This is a genomic window from Nonomuraea sp. NPDC048901, from assembly GCF_040649695.1.
Lineage (GTDB): Bacteria > Actinomycetota > Actinomycetes > Streptosporangiales > Streptosporangiaceae > Nonomuraea.
This window is the reverse complement of record NZ_JBEZFW010000016.1, coordinates 177,252-198,838: the sequence shown is the minus strand read 5'-3', so window position 1 is coordinate 198,838 and position 21,587 is coordinate 177,252. Positions and strand designations below refer to the sequence as shown.

Here is a 21,587-nt window from a genome sequence, read left to right as displayed (position 1 = left end):
GATATCGTTCGGCAGGAGGATAGGCTGCTCCTCATGAAGGATGACGAGGCGTTCACGCTCGACGACCCGGCGCGGCTCAAGGCCCTCGCCCATCCGATGCGCCGGCTCATGCTGCGCCACCTCAACGTGCACGGCCCCGCCACCTCGACCACCCTCGGCGAGCTCCTCGACGCCAAGACCGGAACGACCAGCTACCACCTGCGCCAGCTGGAGAAGTACGGCTTCATCGAGGAGATCCCCGAACGCTCGACCGGCCGGGAGCGCTGGTGGCGCCGCGCCCCCGACGCCCCGAGGGACATGCGCGTGCCCACTTCGGACCAACTCGCCCCCGAGGACCGCCCGGTGCTGGCCGAATTCCACCGGATCGGCATGGACGAGGACCGCGTGCTCTTCGAACGCTTCCCCGCCGCCTACCAACGCGACCCGGACTGGGCGAAGGCATCACGCGGCCTGGGCCGAATGACGAAGCAGGAATTCGCCGAGTTCTACGAGGAGTACATAGCCCTGCTCCTGAGGTACAGCCACCGCGCCGAGGACGCACCCCCAGACGCCCGCCCTCTGTACATCCGCCTCTTCGCCCTCCCCGCAGACGAGGATTGACCAAGTCCTCGCCAAGACAACTCACCTGCGGGCACGACGTGGCGGCATGTGCTTGTCGTACCTGGGGCTGATCCGGAGTGGCACCGGCTCTCGTACCATGACCCTGTGCGCGGTCTCATTCGTTCGGTGTGGGACGAGCCCCGCCCTCCCAACCCCGCGCCGCGGGGGTGGCGGGACTGGGCGCTGGTAGGGGTGTTGGTGGCGGTCGCGGTGCTCGAAGGAGTGCTGCGGCCGGATCTTCCGTGGCGGGCCCTCTCGGTGATCGTCACTGTCGGGCTGGCGACGACGTTGTTGTGGCGCCGCAGCAGACCGTTGCTGACGATCGTGATCGCCTTCGGTGCCATGACCCCGGTCCCCTTACTGACGGGCGGCTACTCGCCAGAGACGTACACCATGGCGTTTCTGCTGTTGCTGGCCTACTCGTTGTTCCGGTGGGGGTCCGGACGCGAGGCGGTGATCGGGTCGACGATCATCCTGGTCAAGATCTGCTTCTCGATGGTCTCCGACTACCCCGGTCCCAGCGATGCCGTCGGTGGGGTCACCGTGGTGTTCCTGGTCGGCGCCCTGGGCGTGGCCTTCCGCTATCGGGCCAAGGCCAGGATGCGCGAGCTCGACCAGGTCAAGCTGCTCGAACGCGAACAGCTGGCCCGCGACCTGCACGACACCATCGCTCATCACGTCTCGGCGATGGCCATCCGCGCGCAGGCCGGCCTGGCCACCTCGGCGTCGCGGCCGAGCGCCGCGACCGAGGCGCTGCAGGTGATCGAGGCGGAGGCGGCGCGCGCCTTGGCCGAGATGAGCGCCATGGTGCGCGTCTTACGCCGCGACCAGCCGGCCGGCCTGGCGCCCGGGCGGCGCGTCGCCGATCTCCGACAGCTCGCCGGTCCAGGCGGCTCCGGTCCCTCCGTTGACGTGGAGATCTCGGGCGATGTCGACGATCTGCCCCCCTCGGTCGGTGCCGCGATCTACCGCCTGGCCCAGGAGTCGGTCACCAACGCCCGGCGCCACGCGCGTCACGCCACCCGCATTCAGGTCCGCCTGACCGCCGACGACACCTCGGTGCACCTGCGCGTCAGCGACGACGGCGACGGCAGCCTCATCCGCCCGGCCGCGACGCCGGGTTACGGACTCATCGGCATGATCGAACGCGCCGACCTGCTCGGCGGCACCTGTGTCGCCGGCCCGAACCCCGATCGGGGCTGGAGCGTGACCGCCGTACTCCCTCGAACCGGATCGGCCCCATGAGCATCCGCGTGATCGTCGCCGACGACCAGGAGATCGTCCGCACCGGCCTCATGATGATCCTCGACGCCCAGCCGGACATCGAGGTCATCGGCCAGGCCGCCGACGGGCGGCGAGCCGTCGAGCTCGCCCGGCGCCTACGCCCTGACGTGTGCTTGTTCGACATCCGCATGCCCGTCCTTGACGGCATCGAAGCCACCCGGTCCCTGGCCGGCCCGACCGTCGAGGACCCCCTGGCGGTCGTCGTCATCACCACGTTCGACCTGGACGAGTACGTCTACGCCGCCCTGAGAGCCGGCGCCCGGGGTTTTCTGCTCAAGAACGCCGGCGCCGACCTGCTCTCCCAGGCCGTTCACGCCGCCGCCAACGGTGACGCGCTCATCGCCCCGAGCATCACCGCACGACTGCTCGGAGCCTTCACCCGCGCCGGGCCCGCCGCACCACCGGTCCACCCCATCGAGGCGCTCACCGAGCGAGAAGAACAGATCCTGACCACCGTGGCACGTGGCCGGACCAACAGCGAGATCGCCGACCAGCTGCATATTTCCCTCAGCACCGTCAAATCCCACATCGCTAGCCTGATGGCCAAACTCGGCGCCCGCAATCGCGTCGAGATCGCCATGTGGGCGTATGAGACCAACCGCATCAAGAACTAACTCGGCGTGGATCGGCCGGTCGCCTACGGATGATCCATTCGGCCACGGCGACGTTGATCACCCATCCAGCGCCCATGAGCAGCCCTCTGGGCAGCTCGCCAGGTGTGCCGAAGAACAGGAACCACGGCAAGTGGGTCAGCGCCTGCGTCCCCGCGCCCAGGGCGATCGCATACCCGCGTATCATCCAGGCGCGGTGCCGGGCGAAGTCCCGCCGCCGGATCGCGGCGAGGCCGAGGCTGAGGCACAGGAACATGGCCGTGCCGAACACGAGCCGGAAGCCGGTGACGAGATCGCCATCCCCCTCAGGGCGGGGATAGAACAGGGTCATCCACAGGCCCGTCAGCGCTACGACGAATCCGCATGGCACCAGCACCCGCCCGGCGACGCGATGCCATCCCGGCCTCCGGCGGCGGAACCCGGAGGCGAACTGGAAAGCCCCCAGAAGGCTGTACACACTGACGCTGATGATGTGCAGCACCACGGGCAGGGGCATCGCGAAGAACCGAGCGTTCTCCGACGTGATCGCCGCACCGCCGGCCAACTGGGTCAGGCGGAAGGCGCCGGCGGCTATGGGAATGGCGCTGAGCAAGATCAGCCCGGCGGGCACGAGCCATCCTGCCCGCCTGGCTCTGCGCCGATCATCCGTCGGCCTGCTGCCTTGAGTCGGCCTGCTGCCTTGAGAGGATTGCCGGAACGGGGGGCGTACCGTCGTGATCTCGTCGCTCATAACCCCGATTGTGCGGACTGAGGCGGTGGCGGCTCATCGATAGAACGGCCCGTTCTGAGCTGGCCGATCGTCCGGAAATCAGGCGTACTTTCGGCTGATCGGCGGGCCCGGGGTGCGGCACGTGTCCGCGCCGCACCCCCAAGCGCCTGCCCCCGCAGGCTAGGCGCGGCCCCCGTCCTTGATGGACACGATCGAAGCGGTCTGGAACCTCTTGTGGCCCTTCCCATCGGACTTGACCACCGCTGTGTAGTTCTTGTACGTCCAGCCGAGGCTGTACTTGATCTTCAACTTGCGCTTGTTGCCGCACCGGTTGTGCCAGTACACCGTCACGGAGGTGTTGCCGTCTCCCCAGGACCAGGCGAAGCAGCCACTGACACCGCGATGGACGTCCGCCGCAGCCGGAGCGGCGCCAAGGCCGACGCCGAGTCCGGCGACGACGACGGATGAGGCGGCGACGACGGCGACTCGGGTACGCAGGCTCGCCATACGAGAACTGGTGGACATGAGAAATCTCCTCCTCTGGAGTGATGCGGTCACTTCGCTGAGGCGAGGCAGCTGAGGACGACGCGCTTAGGAGAGATGCGCTTGGGGGGCGCCGGTGCCGCGCGGGTGTGTTCGCCGAGGAACCTCCGCCACGATGCCATCAGGGGGACGGGGCCAGCCAGCGATCTTTGTCCAAGGCTGCTCCACGGGGCCGACGCTGGACATTGGACAAATCACGCCCGGACGTCGACCTGCGGTGATCTGAACTGATCGTTGACTTGTCGCGTCAGATAATTTGGGAGGGCACCGCCGGATGCGGAGGAATCGGCAGTGTCACGAGTGAACGGAGGGAAGAGTGAACGGGGGGAAGTGGGGCCGGGGTGCAGGCTCAGGATCGTAAGCGTCGAGGACGGCAGCCGATACGTCCTGATCCGGATTCGGGTGCGGTGGGCGCCTTCGCCGACCGGCTCCTGAAGCTGAAAGAGGAAGCCGGCGATCCCTCGTACGCCGAGATGTCCGCTCGGCTCGGCGCGGCGGCCTCGAAGTCGTCGCTGGCCAGCGCGGCCCAGGGGCGGAAGTTGCCGAGTTGGGAGACCGCGTGGGAGTTCGTCCGGGTCCTCGCGGTTGATCGACTGGGGCGTGATCCCGAGGAGACCGAACGGGAGTGGCGGGAGCTCTGGGAGCGCGCGAAGGCGGTCCCTTCGCCTGACGACACCGACACCGACACCGTCGACGGAGCGGCGGCCCCCATGGCGCACGACGACACAGCGGAGGCCGGCACGGCACACGACGACGGAGCGACGGTCGGCACGGCGGACGACGACGGAGCAATGGCTGGCACAGCGCACAACGACGAACCCGCGCCAGCGCCGCCGACCACCGCAGCCGAAGTCGTCCAAGCTCCGGCGCCGTCCGCGCGGCGGAACCGCGTCCTCGTCAGTGCCATGATCGCGGCTGCGATCATCTTGGTCGGCCTGACCGGCTTCTACCTGGCGACGACCACGGGCCAGGATGATCCCCCGGCGCGCACGCCCGCGAAGGATGACTCCGCATTCGTGGGTGACATCACGTACCCGGACGGCTCGGAAGTGCGGCCGGGCTCGTCGTTCAAGAAGGTATGGCGGATCCGCAACATCGGGACCACGTCCTGGGCGGGCAGGCGTCTGGCTCGTATCAACACCGGGCCCTGCCGATCCCCCGAAACGGTGCCCATCCCGCCGACCGCACCGGGCCAAACCGCGGACATCTCGGTACAGGTCCGCGCTCCGGACAAACCCGGCAACTGCCGCATCTACTGGAAGATGACCGATGCGCAGGGCCAGGAGCTGTTCCCGGACAAGCGGCCGGTGTTCCTGGACGTTCGGGTGAGCGCGCCCTGACCGACCTGCCGGTAAGGCGCTCTCAGCCGTCGACCGGCTGCCACTCGACCGGACGGTCGATACTCATCACACTCGGGGTGCGCGCTCTGACGTGGAACACGGTTTCGAGGCCGCTGCCCCATGGCGGCGCCGGTGAGGAGAGACGCATGCCAAGCCGCCACATCCATCTCGTCGGCAGCTATCCGGCAGCCGACACGCGCCAGGCCATGACGATCGTGGCGGACGTGGCGGGCCCGTATCTACGGGCGTTGGCGGACGGGGAGGTCGGTGCCCGCCGCAACTGGATCACGCACATCATCGACGGCCTCCGCGAGCATCCGGACATCGAACTGCGGACCGACGGCAACTGGTCCGGCTACGACAACCGCCCTGTCTTCAGGGTGAAGCGCGGACACCGGCTCACCTCCGGCTCTATGCGCCTCGGCCACGCGGCCGCCGCTGGGGAAGGCTACGAGGTGTTCAAGGAGATCCGCGCGTCACACCGTCTTGACGGTGTGTCGTTCCAGGTCGGGATCCCCGGCGACCTGGACCTCGCGCTCTTCGCCTTCGGCCCGGCGAGGGCGTTCACCCGCCGCCGGCCTTTCCGGGAGGCGCTCGCCCGTGAGATCCGGGAGATCGCCGGGTGGGGCGGCCACGACGTACTGTTCCAGCTTGAGGTGCCCGTCGAGCTGGTCATGGTGGCGGGCGTTCCGAAGCCGCTGCGGACGGCGACCGCGCGCTCGCTGGTCCACGGCATGGTGAAGCAGGTCGCCACCGCGCCGCCTAACGCTCGCTTCGGCGTCCACCTGTGCGTCGGCGACCTCAACAACAAGGCGCTGAAGCGATTACCCACCGTGACGCCGGTGGTGTCCATACTCAACGCGCTTCTACGGGCCTGGCCGCAAGGCCGCCCGCTGGAGTACGTCCACGTCCCGCTGGCGGCGGGCGACCAGCCGCCGCCCCTGGAACCTGGCTTCTACCAGGATCTGGAATCCCTCGCCGCGTTGCCTCCGGACACCAGGTTCGCCGCCGGCCTCGTCCACGAGGCTCAGGAAGTGGACGACCAGCGGAAGATCCTCCGCATGGTGGAGAGCATCCTGTCTCGTACGGTGGACGTCTCCCCCGCCTGTGGCCTGGGCAGACGTTCGCCGCAGGATGCCCGGCGCGTCCTGGAAAGGGCGGTCGCACTGGCCGAATCATGATTCCGTGGTGGAAGGGATGCCCCGCCTTCCGCATCGCCGCCCCCGAACCGGCACTTTCCGACTTTTCCGGTGGCTGGATGAACCTACGAGCCCCGCGCCGCCGTACCCCTTTCTGAGCGGGCCGGTTCATCCCACGGCCCGCACCTCCCCCCGCACCCGATAACTGCCCGATCGAGTGTCCCGACCGAGGTGTCGACTCCGTCCACGGATGCCCCAACCGGCGGCATCCCACGCGGCCCACATCCCATGCCGCACAGACGAGTCGACGCCGACCGAGGGACGCCGGCATCGGGCGATCGGGGGCGGGGGTTCACGCGCTAGCCCTGCGGCTGAGCCACCGGCGTTGTGGGCCGAGAGCGGATCTTCGTCAGTGCCCGGGTGAGGTCCCGCGAGGACAGGTAGAGCTTGAACATGATCGCGGCCTCGAAGACCAGTAGGAGGGCCGCCGTGCCGACGGTCACCGGCACGATCCACCCGGTGAGCGGGCCGACGATGAACACCGCCATCTGGAACTCGATGCCGCTGATCAGATGAGCTCGGACGCGGTGGTCGCGCAGCCAGTCGCGGATGCGGATGTACCAGGCGAAGTGCGCGCGGAAGTTCTGCTGCAGGTCGACCGAGTCGGCGGAGCGGATCTCTCCCGATTCGAGACCCGTCTCCTCCAGGTCCGGACTCTCCAAGCGGACGGCCGGGACGCCGGTGACCTGCTCGATCGCGTCGTCCAGTTTGCGGCGCATCTGGCGGCGTACCTTCGCGATCTGGAGCGCGTCAACGTACCGGAGCATGTCGAGGAAGACGACGAGCATGCCGAGGACGAGGTAGAACTCCTCACCGGTGCTCTCGAAGCGCCCCCACATGAGCGCCAGGGCGCAGGTGAGCACCCGGATGCGGTCGAAGACGTAGTCGAGCCAGCCGCCCAGCACGGTGCCGGTGCCCTTGAGCCGGGCGATCTTGCCGTCCACGCAGTCCAGCACGAAGCTCAGGTGATACAGGACGGCGCCGGCGGCCAGCCATGCCCAACCGTCGGCCATCAGGAAGCAGCCCGCCGAGCCGAGCCCGAGTAAGAAGGCGCCCCAGGTGATCTGGTTCGGCGTGATGGCGGTACGGTTCGCCAGGCCGACCACCAGACGACCGGCGAGCGGATCGACCAGGAACACCGTCCACCAGGCGTCCCGCGCCTTGTAGGTCAGCGTGCGCACGTCGTCCAAAGTGAAGGTTGTCACTGTGCGGGCCCTTCGTCCGTCCATCCGATTTGCTGATATGCGATGAAAGAGCCAATTTCGACGTCCCGGCCGTCGGCCACCCGGCTGACGCTCCTCGTCTCCGTGGCCAGCGGCAGTCCGCTCTCCGCGTCGATGACGAGCCGTTCGTCGCTGAGGCGGCCGTCCCTCATCACCTGGTAGCTCAGGGCCTGACCGGCCCGGCCGAGCGGGTCGGTGACCGCGCCCTCCGGCTTCATGCCGGGCATCGAGGCCAGGATCTCGTACGCCGAGGCGCGCACCTCGGGCGAGACCGGCAGCCCGGTGATGATCTCCAGGCAGCTCTCGCGCAGCTCGGCCTCCATCTCGCGCCCGACATACGCGCCGTTCTCCCGGGCGATGTGGGTCACGAGGAAGGCGCGCAGCGCCGTGGGGTCGCTCGGGATCGTACTCAGGGCCGTCCAGCTGACCAGTTGCTTGGTCAGGATGCCGTCCGCGTTCCGCCACCCGACGCGGTGCGGTCCGCCCTGCGGCGGACCGGGCGCCGCCTCCACCAATGCCTGGGGGGAGACGCGGCCCAGACCGGTCACGTCCGCCGGGTATTGCCAGCGGCTCGGCGACCCGGCGGTTCGCCACGCGGCCTCGTCCTGGGGTGTCGCCGGTCGCGCGCCGAGGTACCGGCCGGTCCAGCGATCCTGCGCGCTGTTCTTCCTGGTGAGCCAGGTCTGACGGGTGGACTGGCGCTTGACGACGTACCGGCGGTCGGGAGAGAGGATCAGCTGCCCGGTCACGACGCTGGTGCGCCAGTAGGCGCCGTCGGAGGGTGCCGTGGCCATCGCGATCGCGGCGGCGAGCAGGATCTGCCTGGCGGTCGGCGGAGCGGAGGCGGACACGGCGGGAACGGGCGAGAGGTCGATCAGCGAGTTCGAGGGCACGGCCACGGCGAGCGCCAGCGCGACCGCCGACGCCGCCCCGATCAACCCGTTACGGACCGGCGCCCACCACCGCGACCGTCCTGCTCTTCGCGTAGTTCGAACCGGTAGGCGTTGCGGAGCTTCCGGTACGCGCTGAGGGGCTTGAGGTGGCGCGGCCAGCGCCGCCTGCAGCCTGGCCCGGCCCGAGTCGACGACCTCGGAGGAAGGCCCGGGCATCGAAAGGAGATCGCGTACGGCGGCCAGCTCGTCCGGGCGGTCGTTCAGCTCATCCATCGAACCCTCCGATCATCGGATTGACGCCGCCCAGGGCTCTGCGGAGCTTCTTACGCACCCGGTTGAGCCGGGAGCCGACGGTCCCGAACGGAATGCCGAGCGTCTGCGCGACCTCCTCATAGGTGAGGTCGGCGAGCGCGACGAGGAGGAGCACGTCGCGATCACCGGCGGAGAGACGTCCAAGCGCTGTCGCGAGCCGCCCCTGTGCGTTCGCGGCGGCTACTCTCGCCGTCACCCTGTCCTCGTGCCCGTCGTCTGCCACTTCGCCGGCAGGTGCCCGCTGAAAAGCCTCCAGCCTGCGCGTTTCGCTCCTTCGATGCTGAGCGAGCAGGTTGGTGGCGATCCCGTACAGCCAAGGCCGTACGGCACCGCGAGCGGAGTCGAACGTCTGCCGTTTCCTGAACGCCACCAGGAACGTCTCGGCGGCCAGATCATCCGCGATCTGAGTGCCGAGCCGTCCGGAGACGTACCGGTGTATCTCTTCGAAGTAGCGGTCGTAGAGCACGGCGAACGCTTCCGGGTGGTGCCATGACCGCTCGATGAGCGCGGCGTCATCGTCTGTCACGGGCACGTCCGGGGGAGCGGCCATTCGCATGGTGTCCCTTCTGTGGGGTACACCTCTATTCCGCCGAAGCCCCGCCTCCTCTTCACACTTCTTTCAAAATCAACACGAAGTTTCCCGAAATATCCCCTGACGTCCCTTAAATGCCTGTACGGCGGGCCCCGCTCCGCAGCTCGGACTTTTACCCGCGCTTGCCGATCGAGCGGTAGGCCGGGCGACAGCGCGGTCCTATGGTCGCGTCCATGGCCTCTCCTGAAGAGAACGAGCGGGAGCTGATCCTGCGGGTGGCGACCAGGCTGTTCGCCGCGCTCGGCCACGACGGCGTCTCCATCGGTCAAATCGGTGAGGCCGCCGGGCTGACCACGGCCGCCATCACCCCGCTTTTCCCCACCAAACGCCACCTCTATCTGGCGGTCATGGAGCGCGCTCAGCAGCTCCTCTCGGCCGTCATCTACAAGAGAGCCGGCGAGCTGAAGGCCGCCGCACCCGAGGAGCGGCCGACCGCCCTCCACCGGTTCATCGACGGTTACATCGACCTGTGCGTCGAGCATCCCGAGGTTCCCGCGCTGTGGATGCACCGATGGCTCTCCGACGCCAGCGACATCGAAGAGCTGGAGTCACTCTCCGCTCAGCCGCTGGCCCAGTACGCCGTCGACAGCATCACCGCCCTGGCGGCGCCCGTGCACGCCGACGCGCAGTTCACCATGTACACGATGGTCTGGTGCATCCAGGGGTTCTCAGTGAGCGGGATCCTCGACACGACAGGACAACGCCGCCACCCCGACGACCCCGACGCACTGCGGCGCTTCCGCGCTCACATGCACCAGCTGCTCGACCGCCTTCTCGACCTCACGCCTTCCGCCGAGTCACCGTCCGACAGCTGATCCGGCCGAAGCTCATTAGGCTGACCGTGTGACACCGAAGGCCGCCGGACAGGGGACAGCGTTGCGCGCGGACGCCGCGCGCAATCGCGCACGGGTGCTGAGAGTCGCCCGCGAGCAACTGGCCGCAGGTGACGACTCACTCCAACTCAACACCATCGCCCGGCTCGCGGGGGTGGGCGTCGGGACCGTGTACCGGCATTTCCCCAACCGGCACGCGCTGCTGGAGGCGCTGTCGGCCGAACGCTTCCAGCAACTCGTCACCGAAGCGCAGAACGCGGCGGCCGACGAGGATGTCCTCGCAGGCCTGCACCGCTTGCTGCGGTTCACTCTTGGACGCGCGCTGGACGACGCCGGGTTCGCGGCCGTGCTCGAATCCGCCGGCGACGCCGGGGCACAGACCTCGGAGATGAAGATCGAGCTTGACCGGGCCCTTGAGGAACTGCTCGATCGCGCCCGCGCCGCCGGCGCCGTCCGGGAAGGCCTGGAGGCGGACGACATCCGCCGCCTGCTCTGCGGCGTCCAGCACGCGGTCCGCTCCGGTGACGGCGACCCCAAGTACGCCGAGCTCTACCTCGACGTCCTCCTCCAGGGCCTGCGCCCGTCACGCTGACGGCCCGTTCCCCTCCCCTAACCGGATAACTATCCGCTTGTGCTACGGTACGCGAAGAGAAACGGATAGCTATCCGATTAGGCGATGAGGGGTGGGACCGTGGACCGACGGGCGGTAGTGACGGCGGGGACCGGCGGAATCGGCTTGGAGACCGCGATCGGGCTGGCGGCGGCCGGTTACGCGGTCACGGTGGTCGGCCGGAGCGCCGAGCGCGGCGCCCAAGCGATCAAGCGAATCGGCGCCGCGGCGCCCGGAGCGGAGGCGAGGTTCGTGGCGGCCGACCTCGCATCGCTCGACGCCGTACGAGTGCTCGCCGCCCGACTGGCGGCGGAGGGACCGCTGAGCGTTCTGATCAACAACGTCGGGGCGATGTTCGCCGACCGGCAGCAGACGACGGACCGGATCGAAGCGACGTTCGCCGTCAACCACCTCTCCCCCTACCTGCTGACCGAGCTGCTGCTGGCACCACTCCAGGCCGGCGGGCCGAGCCGAATCGTGAACGTCACCTCCGGCTCTATCAGGGTCGCCAAGCGCACCTTCGCGGCGGTCGAGCCGCCGGGCGGCTACTACGGCTTTCACTGGTACGGCCGGGCGAAGCTCGCCAACCTCGCGTACACGCTGGACCTGGCCGAGCGACTGCGAGGCACGGGCGTCTCGGTCTTCGCGGCCGATCCAGGCGGCGCCGCCACCGACATGACCGACGGCACCATGAGCTCACCCAAGATCGTCTCACCGGGCCTGCGCCTGCTCTGGCCACTGGTCCGCCGCACCTTCGAACGCGCCACCTCCGGCCCCGCGTCCGTGGCGGCCCGGCCATCGATCCTCGCCGCGACCGACGCCTCACTTGACAGGCAGACAGGCCTGGTGATCGGACCCGACACTCGACCCGTCGCCCCCTTCCGCGCCAGCCGCGACCCCCGGACGGTCCAGGCCGTCCTCAGACTCAGCCGGCAACTGGCTCCCCTCACCTGAGCTTCGCGACCTTGCCCCTCCGCCGAACTCGTCTGGCAAAGGGCGTCCTGCCAGACTGCGGGCGCCGGCTATCCGTCGCCCGCGCGCAGCACCTCGCTCAGCCGCCGACGGCGCCGCAGCGCCGACTCGATCGGCACCACGACGGCGACCGCCACCAGCAACGCCATGGCCACCAGGCCGAGCCGCCACCACGGCAGCACCAGGGCCGGGTCAGCAGCCTGCCCCGTGAGCAGCCGCAGCGCGAGCGAGCCGAGCATCAGGCGGGCGAGCAGCACCCCGAGCAGTGGACCGGCCACGGCGGCGACCATCACCGGCGGCAGCAACTCCCCCGCGGCGATCCACCGGGCGTCCCGTGGCCGCAGACCGAGGGTGCGCAGCCGGGTCAGGGTCTGCCATCGCTCCGGCGCGCTCGCGGAAGCGCCGAGAGCCAGACCCAGCAGCCCCAGGGCCAGCAGCGTCGCGGCCGAGACCCACGCCAACGCCAGCAGCCCTGACGTCAGCGGCGCCGCGCGGCGGGCGCGCAGCACGTCCTCGCGCAGCACGGTGTCCGCGTCGACGCCGCTCGCGGCGACCGCCCGCGCCGCTCCCGGGCCGGTCACCCACACCGTGTTCGGTACGGAGGGCATGCCCGCGGCTTGGAGGGTAGCGGCGTCCACGAGGACGACGTCACCGGCGTCGCCGATGGCGGGTGCCGTACCGACGGCGGTGAGCCGGATGGCCGGAGCACCGTCCCGGAGCAGTTCCAGCCGCATGCCTGGCCGCAGACCGCCGTCGCCGGAGCGCACCAGGGCGGGCACGTCCCCGTGACCGGTCGCCCCGAGCCGGGCGAGCGCCGGCGCGTCCGGCAGCGGGGTGGCGGCGAGCAGCCGCCGGAACGCGGAGGCGTCCACGATCACCAGACGCGGAGCGACGACCAGTGAGTCGGCGACGACCCGCGCCCGGTCGGTGACCTGCGCGGCGACGGCCTGCCGGACTCCCGGAGCGGCGGCGATGCGCCGGGACAGGGCGGGCGTGGAGGCCGCCGCGGCGGGGACGACGTCGAGGCGGGCATCGGCGCCGACGGTACGCCACGCGCCCTCGGCCAGGCCGTCGCCGGCGGTGGCGTCCAGGGTGAACGCGAACGACGCCAAGGCGGCGGAGGTCACCAGGACCAGAAGCGGCAGCGCACGCGCGGACGTCGCGACCGCCCGCGCGGTGCCGAACACCGCCAACGGACGGCGTGAGCGCAAGGCCCGCTTGAGCACCAGGCCCAGCCCTGCGGGGAGCAGCCGCAGCAGGACGAGCGTGCCGGCGAGAACGCCAAGAACGGGCGCGCTCGCGGGCAGCGGCCCGCCATCCCCCAGCCCGAGCCCCGGACCGGCCACGTCGCCGCCGGGAGCGGGGGCGGCCGGGAGGATCCCGCGCTGGTGCAGCGCCACGAAGGCGGCCACCGCGGCGATCAGTACCGCGGCCTCAAGGGCGGCGCGGCGCAGTTGGACGGTGTGACGGGCCCAGCGGCGCGCGGTCCGGTTGGCCGGGACCCGCCGGTCGCGGGTGGCGCGGGCGGCGGCGAGCGTACCGAACACCGGGCCGGCGACGACGGCGGTGAGCACCACGGGGACCACCCACTCCCAGGAGGCGCCCGGGACGACCGCGCGGGACAGCGCGAGCCCGGCCGCGGCGGCCGTCAGCGCCACCACGGCGGACTCGACCAGCAACTCGGCACCGAGCGTCGGCAGGGCCGCCCCCCGTTGCCGTGCGGCCTCCAGCGCCGGGGCGCGGCGGCGCACCAGCAGGTCGGCGGCGAGCAGCAGGACCAGGACCGCGACGGCCAGCACGCCGGTGAGCAGGACCGACGCCTGCGCGGACGCGGCGCCGACCTGGGTTCGGATGTTCCGCAGTACGCCGTCGAGCCCCGTCTCCCACTTCAGGGAGCCGTCGAGGGCGCCGGAGGAGCCGGAGGTCGCCTTGAGCGCGACCACCTTCGCGGAGACCGCCTGGGCGGAGTCCCAGGTGATCCGGTTCGGGTCGGGGGTGAACCGGACGACGCGCCGTAGCGCGTCCTGCTCGAAGGCGAGGCGGGCGTCGGGCAGGGATTCGGGTGACAGCAGGCCGGCGAATCGGGTGGAGCCCACATCATCCGCGCCGGAGACGGGACGCAGCAGCGCGGGAGCCGTCCGCCAGGCGGGATCGGTACTGTCCGTCGCCCGGAAGATGCCGCTGACCAGGACATTCTTGACGGCTCCCGCGTCGTCCTTGAGTGGGATGCGCGCGCCGGGACGCAGCTTGAGCGCGTCCGCGTCCGCTTCCGAGAGACCGACCTGCACCGGCCAGGGCGCCCCCGTGACGGGAACCTCGGCGTGGTTGTCCGCCTCGCGGACGACGGACCGGGGCGGTCCGCCCGCGATCCAGGTCACCTGCGGCCCGCTGCCGATGCCGTTCCGGTGCGAGCCGCCGTCGGCGCCGTTCACGTGCGGGCCGCCGTCGGCGCCACCGCCCTTCGCCAGGTAGGCGAGCTGGAAGGTGCGCAGCACGCTGCCATCAGTGATCTTGAGCGTGGGGCTGATGACGGTGGCGACGGGCGGACGCAGCGCGGCCCGCAGGCCGGGTCCGAGTTCGTCCGTCGCCCTGTCGCGGAAGTCGCCGACCTCCTCGGCGAGCCGGGGAGCGCGGACGCGTCCGCCGTTGGGCCCGTCATCGCGTTCCATGCGGGCCTCTGCAAGGACGTCGCCGTCGCCACCGGCGCGGCGGACCCCGTCCTGTACGGCCTCGTCGGCGGTCGCGCGCAGCAGCGGCGGTACGACGCCGGCGAGCAGAGTGACGGCCGCCACGACCGCGGCGGCCAGGAGCAGCGACCCGATGTCGGCACGGGCACGCCCACGGACGCTGGGCCAGTGCAGGGCGGGCGGCCACCAGCGACCGACCGGCCACAGGCCGGCGCGCCATCTCACGGCACCACTCGCGGATGCCTCCCGAGGCCGTGCCCGCATGCGCCTCATGACACCACCCGCAGATGCTTCACGACCCGTGTCCGCATGTGCTTCACGACCCCACCCACAGATGCTTCACAACCCGTGTCCGCATGTGCTTCACGACGCCACCCGCAGGTACGCGACGTCGACGCGGCGGGCCTGTACGACGACCACGGCGGTCACCGCGAGCGTGCACCCGGCCAGCAACAGGGCGAGCAAGCCGACCTCGGTGACCCACGGCCAGACGGGCAGGGCGGCGGGCACGGGGACGGCGCCTGTCTCGGAGCGGACGAGCAGGGGCGCGACGACGCGGGTGGCGAGTGCGCCGACGGCCGCGCCTGCCGCGAGCAGGGGCAGCAGGACGCCGACGTGCTGGCCGAGCAGTACGGCACGTACCTCGCGCCGGGTCATCCCCAGGCCCCGCAGCCGCGCCACCTCGAGCGCGCGGGTCCGGAGGTCGAAGGTCACATGCAGGACGACGCCGGCGAGCAGCAACAGGACCGTGGCCGGGACGAGCAGCCGCAGCGCGGCCGGCAGTCCGGCGCGCAGAGGGCCCCCGGTGAGGCGGGCGGTCTCGGACGCGCGCGTGGTGACGGCGCCGAGGCGGAGGGCGGCGACGCGTACGGCGGCATCGGCCCGGGTGGGGTTGCCGACCCACCAGGCGTCCACGGGGAAGTCGAGGTTGCCGCTGACGACGAGGGCGCGGGAGAGGACGTCCGAGTCGGCCAGGATCGCCGCGGCGCCCGGGGCGGCTGGAACCGTGGGCAGCACCTCGGTCACCCTGACCGGGACGGGGGTGAGTCCGACGGTGAGATTGAGCCGGGAGCCGCGACGGGCACCGACCTCGTCGGCGAAACGGGTGGAGACGGCGACGGGCACCGGCCCCGTGGCCGGGAAGGCGGTGGCGACCAGGGTTCGGGCGGCGTCCGGGGGGCCTTTGAGTCCGACGGTGGTCGTCATTTTCAGCTGAACACCGGCCGGGGTACGGGCGAGGGCGACGGCCGGATCGCCGAGTTGGCCGGGGGCGGGCTCGACGGAGGTGGCGCTCCACGGCGACCCGGACGCCACACCGGTGGAGGCTGGGGCCTCGGGCACGGTGAGGGTGACGGCGACGCGGCTGTCGCCGGCCCCGGCCGGCAGCTCGGCCAGGGCATCGGAGTAGCCGAAGCCGACGTTCCCCAGATCGGGCGCGAACGGGAGGGACACCGCGACCAGCCGCAGCCCTTCGACGGTCGCGCAGGCCGGCAGCTGATGCGCCTTGCCGTCGAGCGGGATGGGCGCGCCGTCGCAGGGTGTCCGTAAGCCGGTGGCGTCCTGCAGCAGCAGCCGCGGGGTGACGGTGAGCGGGGTCGTGCCGGTCGCCTTTCCAGTGCCGGTCGCCTTCCCACCGCCGGTCGCCTTTCCGGCGAGGGTGAGCACGGCGCCTTTCGGGACGGGGACGCCGGTGGCGCGGGTCGGCGGCGCGAGCGCGGCGCCCACGTCCGTCCACCTGCGGCCATCGTTCAGCCGACCGCGCAGCAAGTACTCGGCGCGGGTGGTGTCGACGGCGACCAGCCGCGGTACGTCGCCGGCGTTGCCGAGCCACTGCCCGACCGCGACGCCACGGTTGGTGGCCGGGCTCACCGCGCCTCCGGTGGCCGCGCCGACAGCCGCGCCCTGTCCGGCCTCCGGCTGCGCGGAGAGGGTGAGAGCGAGATCGGTGCCGACGGCCAAGTCGGCCTGGTCATGCTGGGAGCGCTGCCACGTGGCGTCGAAGCCGACCCCGAACGTGGCGGCCGCGCAGGCCAGGCCGATCAGCAGCCCCGCGGCCACCGCCTGCGGCCGACGGGCGGCTTCGAACGCGGCCAGCGGGAGCGTCAGCCCACGGGCGCGGCGCGCCAGCCGCTCGACGCCGCGCAGCGCGGGCACCACCAGGCGCAGCGCCAGCGCGGAGCCGGCGGTGAGCAGCAGCGCGGGAGTGAGCACGCGGATGGCGTCGACGGAGGACCCGGAGCCGGTGGGCTGATCGCGCAGCTGCCACCAGCCGGCGACGGCGAACGCCACGAGCAGCACATCGGCCCCGGAGCGGGCCAGCAGTTCGCGCCGGTGGCGACGGTCGCCGACCACGGGCGTGGGCCGCACCGAGAGAGCGACGAGCACCGCCGCGAGCGCCAGCGCGCCACCGGCGACCGCGAGCACATGGACGCCGGTCACGACCGGATGGACGGCGAGCCCGGCCTCCGCCAGCGGCGGCAGGTGAGTCAGACCGGCGTGCAGGACAGAAGAGGCGGGGATCGCGAGCGCGGCGGCCAGAACGGCAAGTGCGCCGGCCTCGACGACGGCGGCGGCGGCGAACTGCCCTCTGCTGACGCCCAGCGCCGACAGCAGAGCGGTCTCGTCAGCGCGCACGCCGGCGGTGAGCCGCCCGGCGAGGGCGAGGGCGGTCGCGGTCAGGACGATGCCGAGGACAGCGACGGTGAGTACGGCCGCAGCGGTGACCTGCTGCTGGTCGCGGGCGGACAGCAGGGTCGACGGCAACCGGGAGGCGACGCGTTCGATCCGCACCCGGTCGCCGAGAGTACGCGCCAATATGCGGTCGGCGCCGAGAACCGCCTCGGCGACGGTGTCGAGGCCGCGGCGGGTGGGGGCGGACAAGTCGGGATGGGCGGTGATCTCCAGCCGGTCGATGGTGGAGCCGCCGGCGAGCAAGGAGGCGAGATCGACGATGAACGGCCCGTACGCGTGGACCGGCCGCACGGAGCGACCGTCGCGGTAGGCGAGGTCGTAGCCGGTGGCGGCGAGGGGGTCGCGGTCCCAGCCGGTACCCGGCAGCGGGCGTACGACGCCGACGATGGTTACGTCGACCGTCCGGGCGGGGTCGTCGCCCAGCTCCGCACCGAGGCGGACGCGTCTGCCGAGGGTGAGGCCGAGCAGCCGCGCGGTGGGCTCAAGCACGACGGCCTCCAGCGGCACGACACGGCGGACCGCGTCGGCCTTCGGCGGCACGGCGGGGTGCGCCGCGTCGGCCGCGCCCCGCGGCCAGCGTCCCGTGACCAACGCGGCGCGAGCCGGCAGATCCTCCACGCTCGACAGGTAGGTCTCAGCGGGTACGCCGTCGCCACCCGCCCGCGTCGTCGGCAGCGACCGCATCACCGACGACGCGCGCGCGGCCGTCGTCGCGGCGAACGGAGCCAGCGCCGAGGTCAGCACGCGGCGGGTGTCGGCGGCGACGGATCGCGCGTCCGGTCCGCGGATGGTGACGGTGTAGGCGGTGACGTCGACCTGGTCGGGAGTTGCGCGGGACGCGGCGGCCTCCAGCGCGTGCTCGGCGGTGCGGGTAACGAGGAGTGCGCAGGCGCCCAGCAGCGTGGGGCCCACCATGGCGACCGCCAGGAGGGCGGCCAGCAGCGGCCACTGCGCGCGGGCTCGGTGGGCGAGCAGCCTCAGCACGTGCGGCTCTGGACGATCACGAGGCTTCCTGCCCGTCCAACGGCCCACGTTCCTGGACGATCATGAGGCTTCCCGCCCGTCCAGCCGCCCGTCGTTGATCTGGATCACCCGGTCCGCCAGCGCGAGCATCGTCGGGTCGTGCGTGGACACCAGCGCCGTCACGCCCTCGGACTCCACGACTCCGCGCAACAGCGCCATCACCGACAGACCCGTCTCGGCGTCCAGCTGCCCGGTCGGCTCGTCGGCGATCAGCAGCCGGGGAGAGGCGGCCAGGGCCCGGGCGATCGCCACCCGCTGCTGCTGACCGCCGGACAGCTCACCCGGACGCTGCTGGGCGTGGTCGGCCAGGCCCACCAGCTCCAGCAAGAGCTCGACCCGACGCTCGCGTTCCGCCGCCGGGAGGCGCGCCAGCCGTAATGGGGCGCCGACGTTCTCCGCGGCCGACAGCACCGGGATCAGGCCGAACGTCTGGAACACGTAGGAGACCTTCTCCCGCCGTAACCGGGACAGGCCGTCCTCGTCGAGGGCTGTCACGTCGGTACCGTCGACGAGTACGGTCCCGGAGTCCGGACGGTCCAGACCGCCGATGACGTTCAGCAATGTGGTCTTCCCGGATCCGGACCGGCCGATGAGGGCCACCATGGTGCCCGCGGCGAGGTCGAACGACACGTCCCGCAGAGCGTGGACGGCGGTCGGCCCGCTGCCGAAGCGCCGATGGACGCCACGCACGGCGAGCAGCGGCCTGTCGGCCGGACCGGCGCTCACGCGGATCCATCGAGGTCAGGGCGGATCGCGACGTGATCGGCCGCGTCGAGATCAGGGCGGACCACATCGCGATCGGGTCCGTCGAAGTCGGGGCGGATCGCGACATGATCGGCCTCCAGCGCCAGTCGGACCCGTCTGGTCAGCGCCAATGCCTCCCGATAGTCGCGCGGCACCTGGACCCGTCCGGCACGGTCCATCACGGCGTACTCCTCGGCGATCATGTGCGTGTCGCCGTCGGCGCCGGTGGCGGTGCGGCGTAGTACCTCGCTGCTGGTGCGTCCATCGCGGATCGCCACGGTCCGCTCGACCTGGCCGCTGACCGCGGAGTCATGGGTCACGATGACGACGGTGACGCCGAGCCGGCGGTTGACCTCTCGTAACGTCCCGAAGACCTCGGCGGAGGTGGCGGTGTCCAGCTCGCCGGTCGGCTCGTCGGCCAGCAGGACGCGCGGCTCGTTGGCGAGGGCCACCGCGATGGCGACCCGCATCTGCTGCCCGCCGGACAGCTGCGCGGGACGCCGGTCGGCGCAGTCGGCGACGCCGAGGGCGCTCAGCAGTTCGGCGGCGCGGGCCCGGCGCCTGCGGGCCGGTGTGCGGGCCGCCGTCATCGGCAGGTCGACCATCTGCCGCGCGGTCAGGTAGGGCACGAGGTTGCTGGCCGTCTGCTGCCGGACGAATCCGACAGTACGCCGCCGGTAGTGCACACGATCGGCCCGGGACATCGCCAGCAGGTTCCACCGGTCGACGCGCGCCCGCCCGGCGGTGGGGGCGTCGACCCCGGCGAGGATGGACAGCAACGTCGACTTGCCCGACCCCGACGCCCCGACGACGGCGACCATCTCGCCACTGTCAACGAGCAGGTCCAGCCCTTGTAACGCCTGCACCTCGACCGACCCGGACTGGTAGATCCGCACCAGGCTCTCGCAGACGATCAGCGCGTCCCGCCCGAACTCCGGCGCCTTCTGAGGTGGCTGCGGCAGGGACAGCGGCTTGATGGACATCCCCCTCCTCCGGACCGGAGTCGCGCTCATCTCTGGCCAGACTCTATAGAGTCCCCATCCGCCCGGCCAACAGGCTCTCGTGAGCGCTCACGCCCCGCGAAGGAGCCGTGACGGGTTGCCCCGAACCGCGGTCCCCAATCGTGCACCCGACATCACTACTGCTACTTTTGTGCCCTTTAGTCCCATAGTGGTTAGAGGTACGGAAAGTGCGACGGTACGGCTGGACGATCAGCGCAGTCACGGCAGGGTGTCTGCTCGCAGGATGCTCCGCCCTGCCCGCCCTGCCGGGCATGGGCGGCACGAAGGCGGACCCTGCCGCGACGGGCGAACCCAGCGCGAGCAGTGCCCCGAAGCCGGCTCGGGCCGTCTCGGACCAGGAGGCCACCTCGGTCCTCGCGGACTACGTCAAGCGCAACAACGCCGCCAACAAGGCCCGGAGCGACGAACTCCTGGCCGGCTACGAGGGCGGCTCCAGCTTCGCCATCGACAAGGCCAGCTACGCCTCCAGCCGCATCCTGCGCAAGACCATCAAGTACCAGCCGTTCGGCTACACGGGCGCCGCGTTCCGCGCGCCGGCCGCCGGGCAGCAGCCCTGGTTCCTGGCCACGGCACACTGGCAGCGCAAGCCGACGACCTCGAAGGAGCCGACGTACCTGCTCTTCGCCCGGCAGGGGGACGGCTGGCGGCAGATGTACTCCCCCGACACCTTCGACGGCACCACCACCGATGAACTGCCCGCGATCGCCGCTGACGCCTCGGGCGTCGCCACGGCGGTCGGCCCCACGGACGGAACCGGCCTGCTGATGTCGCCCGCCGACTTCGCGAAGAAGTACGCCGCCCACATGGTCGGCAAGGGCACCGCCGCCGACAAGAGCCTCTTCGCCGCCGACAGCATCACCACCGGGGCGGCGAAGACTCGCCAGAGGATGAACCAGTACGCGCGCATCTCGTCCACCGCCCGCCCGGCCACCCGCTATCCGTCGTACACGCTGCGCACCACCGACGGCGGAGCGCTGACCTTCACCACGATCGAGCGCACGATCCGCTACGACGTGCGGCAGGGCCCGGAGCGTAACTACGTCTTCCAGAAGGACAGCGGAATCCTGCGCGGCAAGTACTACACGTACATGACGATCACCGATCTGTTCCAGGTCGCCGCCCACATCCCCGCGAAGAGCGGCAAACCAGACCAGGTCAAGGTGCTCGCCAACTACTCCGGCCTCGTAGCGGGCAGCGGCCGCTGACCCCCGGTCAAGCCTCGGCTCGCCGCTGTGAAGGCCCGGCCGGTGAGCCACGCGATGCCGGTGAAACGCTCACGGAAGCTCGCGGAGCGTCGGCACGTTGTCTGAGACATGCAGATCGGCGAAGCCGCCAGCGCCAGCGGCGTGAGTGTGCGGTCGTTGCGGTACTACGAGGATGAAGGCTTGATCGTCCCTGGTCGGTGCAGTAACGGATACCGCGACTACTGCCAGTCGACCATCGACCGCGTCCACGCTATTCGCTCGCTGCTGGAGTCCGGGCTGCCCGTACGGCTGGTCAAGGCAGCCCTGCCCCACCTCACCGACGGACCGGAAGCTGACCCGGATCCGCTTTTCCTGCATGAGGTGGAGAGCTATCGTGATCGGCTCACCGCTCGCATCGCCGCTCTCACCGCCCAGCAGTCGGCACTCGACGCCTACCTGCGCGAGGCCCGCCGGTGACCATGGCTTGACCCTCACGCCAGTGTGAGGCTCCTACG

19 protein-coding genes are annotated in these 21,587 nt (G+C 71.1%); 10 read left to right on the top strand and 9 right to left on the bottom strand.

All coding sequences use genetic code 11. The annotated features are described in order from the left end of the window. Positions 1–33: 33 nt before the first annotated feature. From AB0C30_RS42475 to AB0C30_RS42465, 3 genes are all read left to right on the top strand, one after another. Complete coding sequence (locus tag AB0C30_RS42475; protein ID WP_357954794.1) at positions 34–600, top strand: helix-turn-helix domain-containing protein; 567 nt, start codon at positions 34–36, stop codon at positions 598–600. A gap of 105 nt (positions 601–705) precedes the next feature. Next, positions 706–1,845 (top strand): histidine kinase, encoded by a 1,140-nt coding sequence (locus AB0C30_RS42470; protein ID WP_357954792.1) that lies wholly within the window; start codon positions 706–708, stop codon positions 1,843–1,845. Beyond that, a complete protein-coding gene (locus tag AB0C30_RS42465) occupies positions 1,842–2,498 on the top strand; it encodes a response regulator transcription factor (protein WP_357954790.1) in 657 nt (218 codons plus the stop codon). The genes AB0C30_RS42470 and AB0C30_RS42465 overlap by 4 nt, the downstream gene beginning before the upstream one ends. Here AB0C30_RS42465 and AB0C30_RS42460 read toward each other — a convergent pair. Continuing rightward, complete coding sequence (locus tag AB0C30_RS42460; protein ID WP_357954788.1) at positions 2,488–3,225, bottom strand: DUF2306 domain-containing protein; 738 nt, start codon at positions 3,223–3,225, stop codon at positions 2,488–2,490. The genes AB0C30_RS42465 and AB0C30_RS42460 overlap by 11 nt on opposite strands. Before the next feature lie 159 nt (positions 3,226–3,384). Further along, positions 3,385–3,729, bottom strand: a complete 345-nt coding sequence (locus tag AB0C30_RS42455) for a hypothetical protein (protein ID WP_357954786.1) — start codon at positions 3,727–3,729, stop codon at positions 3,385–3,387. Positions 3,730–4,154: 425 nt separating this feature from the next. On the opposite strand from AB0C30_RS42455, the gene AB0C30_RS42450 reads away from it, so the two are divergent. Both AB0C30_RS42450 and AB0C30_RS42445 read left to right on the top strand, forming a co-directional pair. After that, positions 4,155–5,087 (top strand): NBR1-Ig-like domain-containing protein, encoded by a 933-nt coding sequence (locus AB0C30_RS42450; protein WP_357954784.1) that lies wholly within the window; start codon positions 4,155–4,157, stop codon positions 5,085–5,087. A 146-nt stretch (positions 5,088–5,233) separates the two neighbouring features. Further along, entirely contained in the window at positions 5,234–6,268 is a 1,035-nt protein-coding gene (locus AB0C30_RS42445) for a hypothetical protein (protein ID WP_357954782.1), read from the top strand. Between the two features lie 317 nt (positions 6,269–6,585). Here AB0C30_RS42445 and AB0C30_RS42440 read toward each other — a convergent pair whose 3' ends face one another. Genes AB0C30_RS42440 through AB0C30_RS42430 form a run of 3 tightly spaced genes read right to left on the bottom strand, consistent with a single transcriptional unit; the run spans position 6,586 to position 9,240 of the window. Continuing rightward, on the bottom strand, positions 6,586–7,491 hold the full coding sequence (locus AB0C30_RS42440; protein WP_357954780.1) for a CDP-alcohol phosphatidyltransferase family protein: 906 nt from the start codon (positions 7,489–7,491) through the stop codon (positions 6,586–6,588). Beyond that, a complete protein-coding gene (locus AB0C30_RS42435) occupies positions 7,488–8,675 on the bottom strand; it encodes a CU044_5270 family protein (RefSeq protein WP_357954778.1) in 1,188 nt (395 codons plus the stop codon). The genes AB0C30_RS42440 and AB0C30_RS42435 overlap by 4 nt, the downstream gene beginning before the upstream one ends. After that, positions 8,668–9,240 carry an RNA polymerase sigma factor gene (locus AB0C30_RS42430; protein ID WP_357954776.1) on the bottom strand — a complete coding sequence of 191 codons (573 nt, stop codon included), beginning with the start codon at positions 9,238–9,240 and terminating at the stop codon, positions 8,668–8,670. The genes AB0C30_RS42435 and AB0C30_RS42430 overlap by 8 nt, the downstream gene beginning before the upstream one ends. Positions 9,241–9,479: 239 nt before the next feature. Between AB0C30_RS42430 and AB0C30_RS42425 the strand changes: the two genes are divergently transcribed. The 3 genes from AB0C30_RS42425 to AB0C30_RS42415 all read left to right on the top strand — a co-directional run bounded on the left by AB0C30_RS42425 (position 9,480) and on the right by AB0C30_RS42415 (position 11,703). After that, the gene (locus AB0C30_RS42425) at positions 9,480–10,121 is read left to right on the top strand and encodes a TetR/AcrR family transcriptional regulator (protein ID WP_357954774.1); all 642 of its coding nucleotides are present in this window, start codon (positions 9,480–9,482) and stop codon (positions 10,119–10,121) included. A 28-nt stretch (positions 10,122–10,149) separates the two neighbouring features. Next, positions 10,150–10,731, top strand: coding sequence for a helix-turn-helix domain-containing protein (locus AB0C30_RS42420; protein WP_357954772.1), 582 nt, complete (start codon positions 10,150–10,152; stop codon positions 10,729–10,731). 99 nt (positions 10,732–10,830) lie between these two features. After that, positions 10,831–11,703 carry an SDR family NAD(P)-dependent oxidoreductase gene (locus tag AB0C30_RS42415; protein ID WP_357954770.1) on the top strand — a complete coding sequence of 291 codons (873 nt, stop codon included), beginning with the start codon at positions 10,831–10,833 and terminating at the stop codon, positions 11,701–11,703. A gap of 68 nt (positions 11,704–11,771) precedes the next feature. Here the strand turns inward: AB0C30_RS42415 and AB0C30_RS42410 are convergent, their stop codons facing one another. The 4 genes from AB0C30_RS42410 to AB0C30_RS42395 form a co-directional block, all read right to left on the bottom strand. Next, positions 11,772–14,633, bottom strand: a complete 2,862-nt coding sequence (locus tag AB0C30_RS42410) for an FtsX-like permease family protein (RefSeq protein ID WP_357954768.1) — start codon at positions 14,631–14,633, stop codon at positions 11,772–11,774. A 138-nt stretch (positions 14,634–14,771) separates the two neighbouring features. After that, the gene (locus tag AB0C30_RS42405) at positions 14,772–18,083 is read right to left on the bottom strand and encodes an FtsX-like permease family protein (RefSeq protein ID WP_357954766.1); all 3,312 of its coding nucleotides are present in this window, start codon (positions 18,081–18,083) and stop codon (positions 14,772–14,774) included. Between the two features lie 60 nt (positions 18,084–18,143). After that, entirely contained in the window at positions 18,144–18,848 is a 705-nt protein-coding gene (locus AB0C30_RS42400) for an ABC transporter ATP-binding protein (protein WP_357954764.1), read from the bottom strand. Next, positions 18,845–19,849, bottom strand: a complete 1,005-nt coding sequence (locus AB0C30_RS42395) for an ABC transporter ATP-binding protein (protein WP_357954762.1) — start codon at positions 19,847–19,849, stop codon at positions 18,845–18,847. The genes AB0C30_RS42400 and AB0C30_RS42395 overlap by 4 nt, the downstream gene beginning before the upstream one ends. Before the next feature lie 206 nt (positions 19,850–20,055). Between AB0C30_RS42395 and AB0C30_RS42390 the strand changes: the two genes are divergently transcribed. After that, the gene (locus AB0C30_RS42390; protein WP_357954760.1) at positions 20,056–21,093 is read left to right on the top strand and encodes a hypothetical protein; all 1,038 of its coding nucleotides are present in this window, start codon (positions 20,056–20,058) and stop codon (positions 21,091–21,093) included. A gap of 108 nt (positions 21,094–21,201) precedes the next feature. After that, entirely contained in the window at positions 21,202–21,549 is a 348-nt protein-coding gene (locus AB0C30_RS42385; protein ID WP_357954758.1) for a MerR family transcriptional regulator, read from the top strand. Positions 21,550–21,587: the final 38 nt, after the last annotated feature.

Coding starts and splice junctions, on each gene's coding strand:
- AB0C30_RS42475 (WP_357954794.1), top strand. CDS start 34: ATGAAGGATGACGAGGCGTTCACGCTCGACGACCCGGCGCGGCTCAAG.
- AB0C30_RS42465 (WP_357954790.1), top strand. CDS start 1,842: ATGAGCATCCGCGTGATCGTCGCCGACGACCAGGAGATCGTCCGCACC.
- AB0C30_RS42460 (WP_357954788.1), bottom strand. CDS start 3,225: ATGAGCGACGAGATCACGACGGTACGCCCCCCGTTCCGGCAATCCTCT.
- AB0C30_RS42455 (WP_357954786.1), bottom strand. CDS start 3,729: ATGTCCACCAGTTCTCGTATGGCGAGCCTGCGTACCCGAGTCGCCGTC.
- AB0C30_RS42445 (WP_357954782.1), top strand. CDS start 5,234: ATGCCAAGCCGCCACATCCATCTCGTCGGCAGCTATCCGGCAGCCGAC.
- AB0C30_RS42435 (WP_357954778.1), bottom strand. CDS start 8,675: ATGGATGAGCTGAACGACCGCCCGGACGAGCTGGCCGCCGTACGCGAT.
- AB0C30_RS42425 (WP_357954774.1), top strand. CDS start 9,480: ATGGCCTCTCCTGAAGAGAACGAGCGGGAGCTGATCCTGCGGGTGGCG.
- AB0C30_RS42395 (WP_357954762.1), bottom strand. CDS start 19,849: ATGTCCATCAAGCCGCTGTCCCTGCCGCAGCCACCTCAGAAGGCGCCG.
- AB0C30_RS42385 (WP_357954758.1), top strand. CDS start 21,202: ATGCAGATCGGCGAAGCCGCCAGCGCCAGCGGCGTGAGTGTGCGGTCG.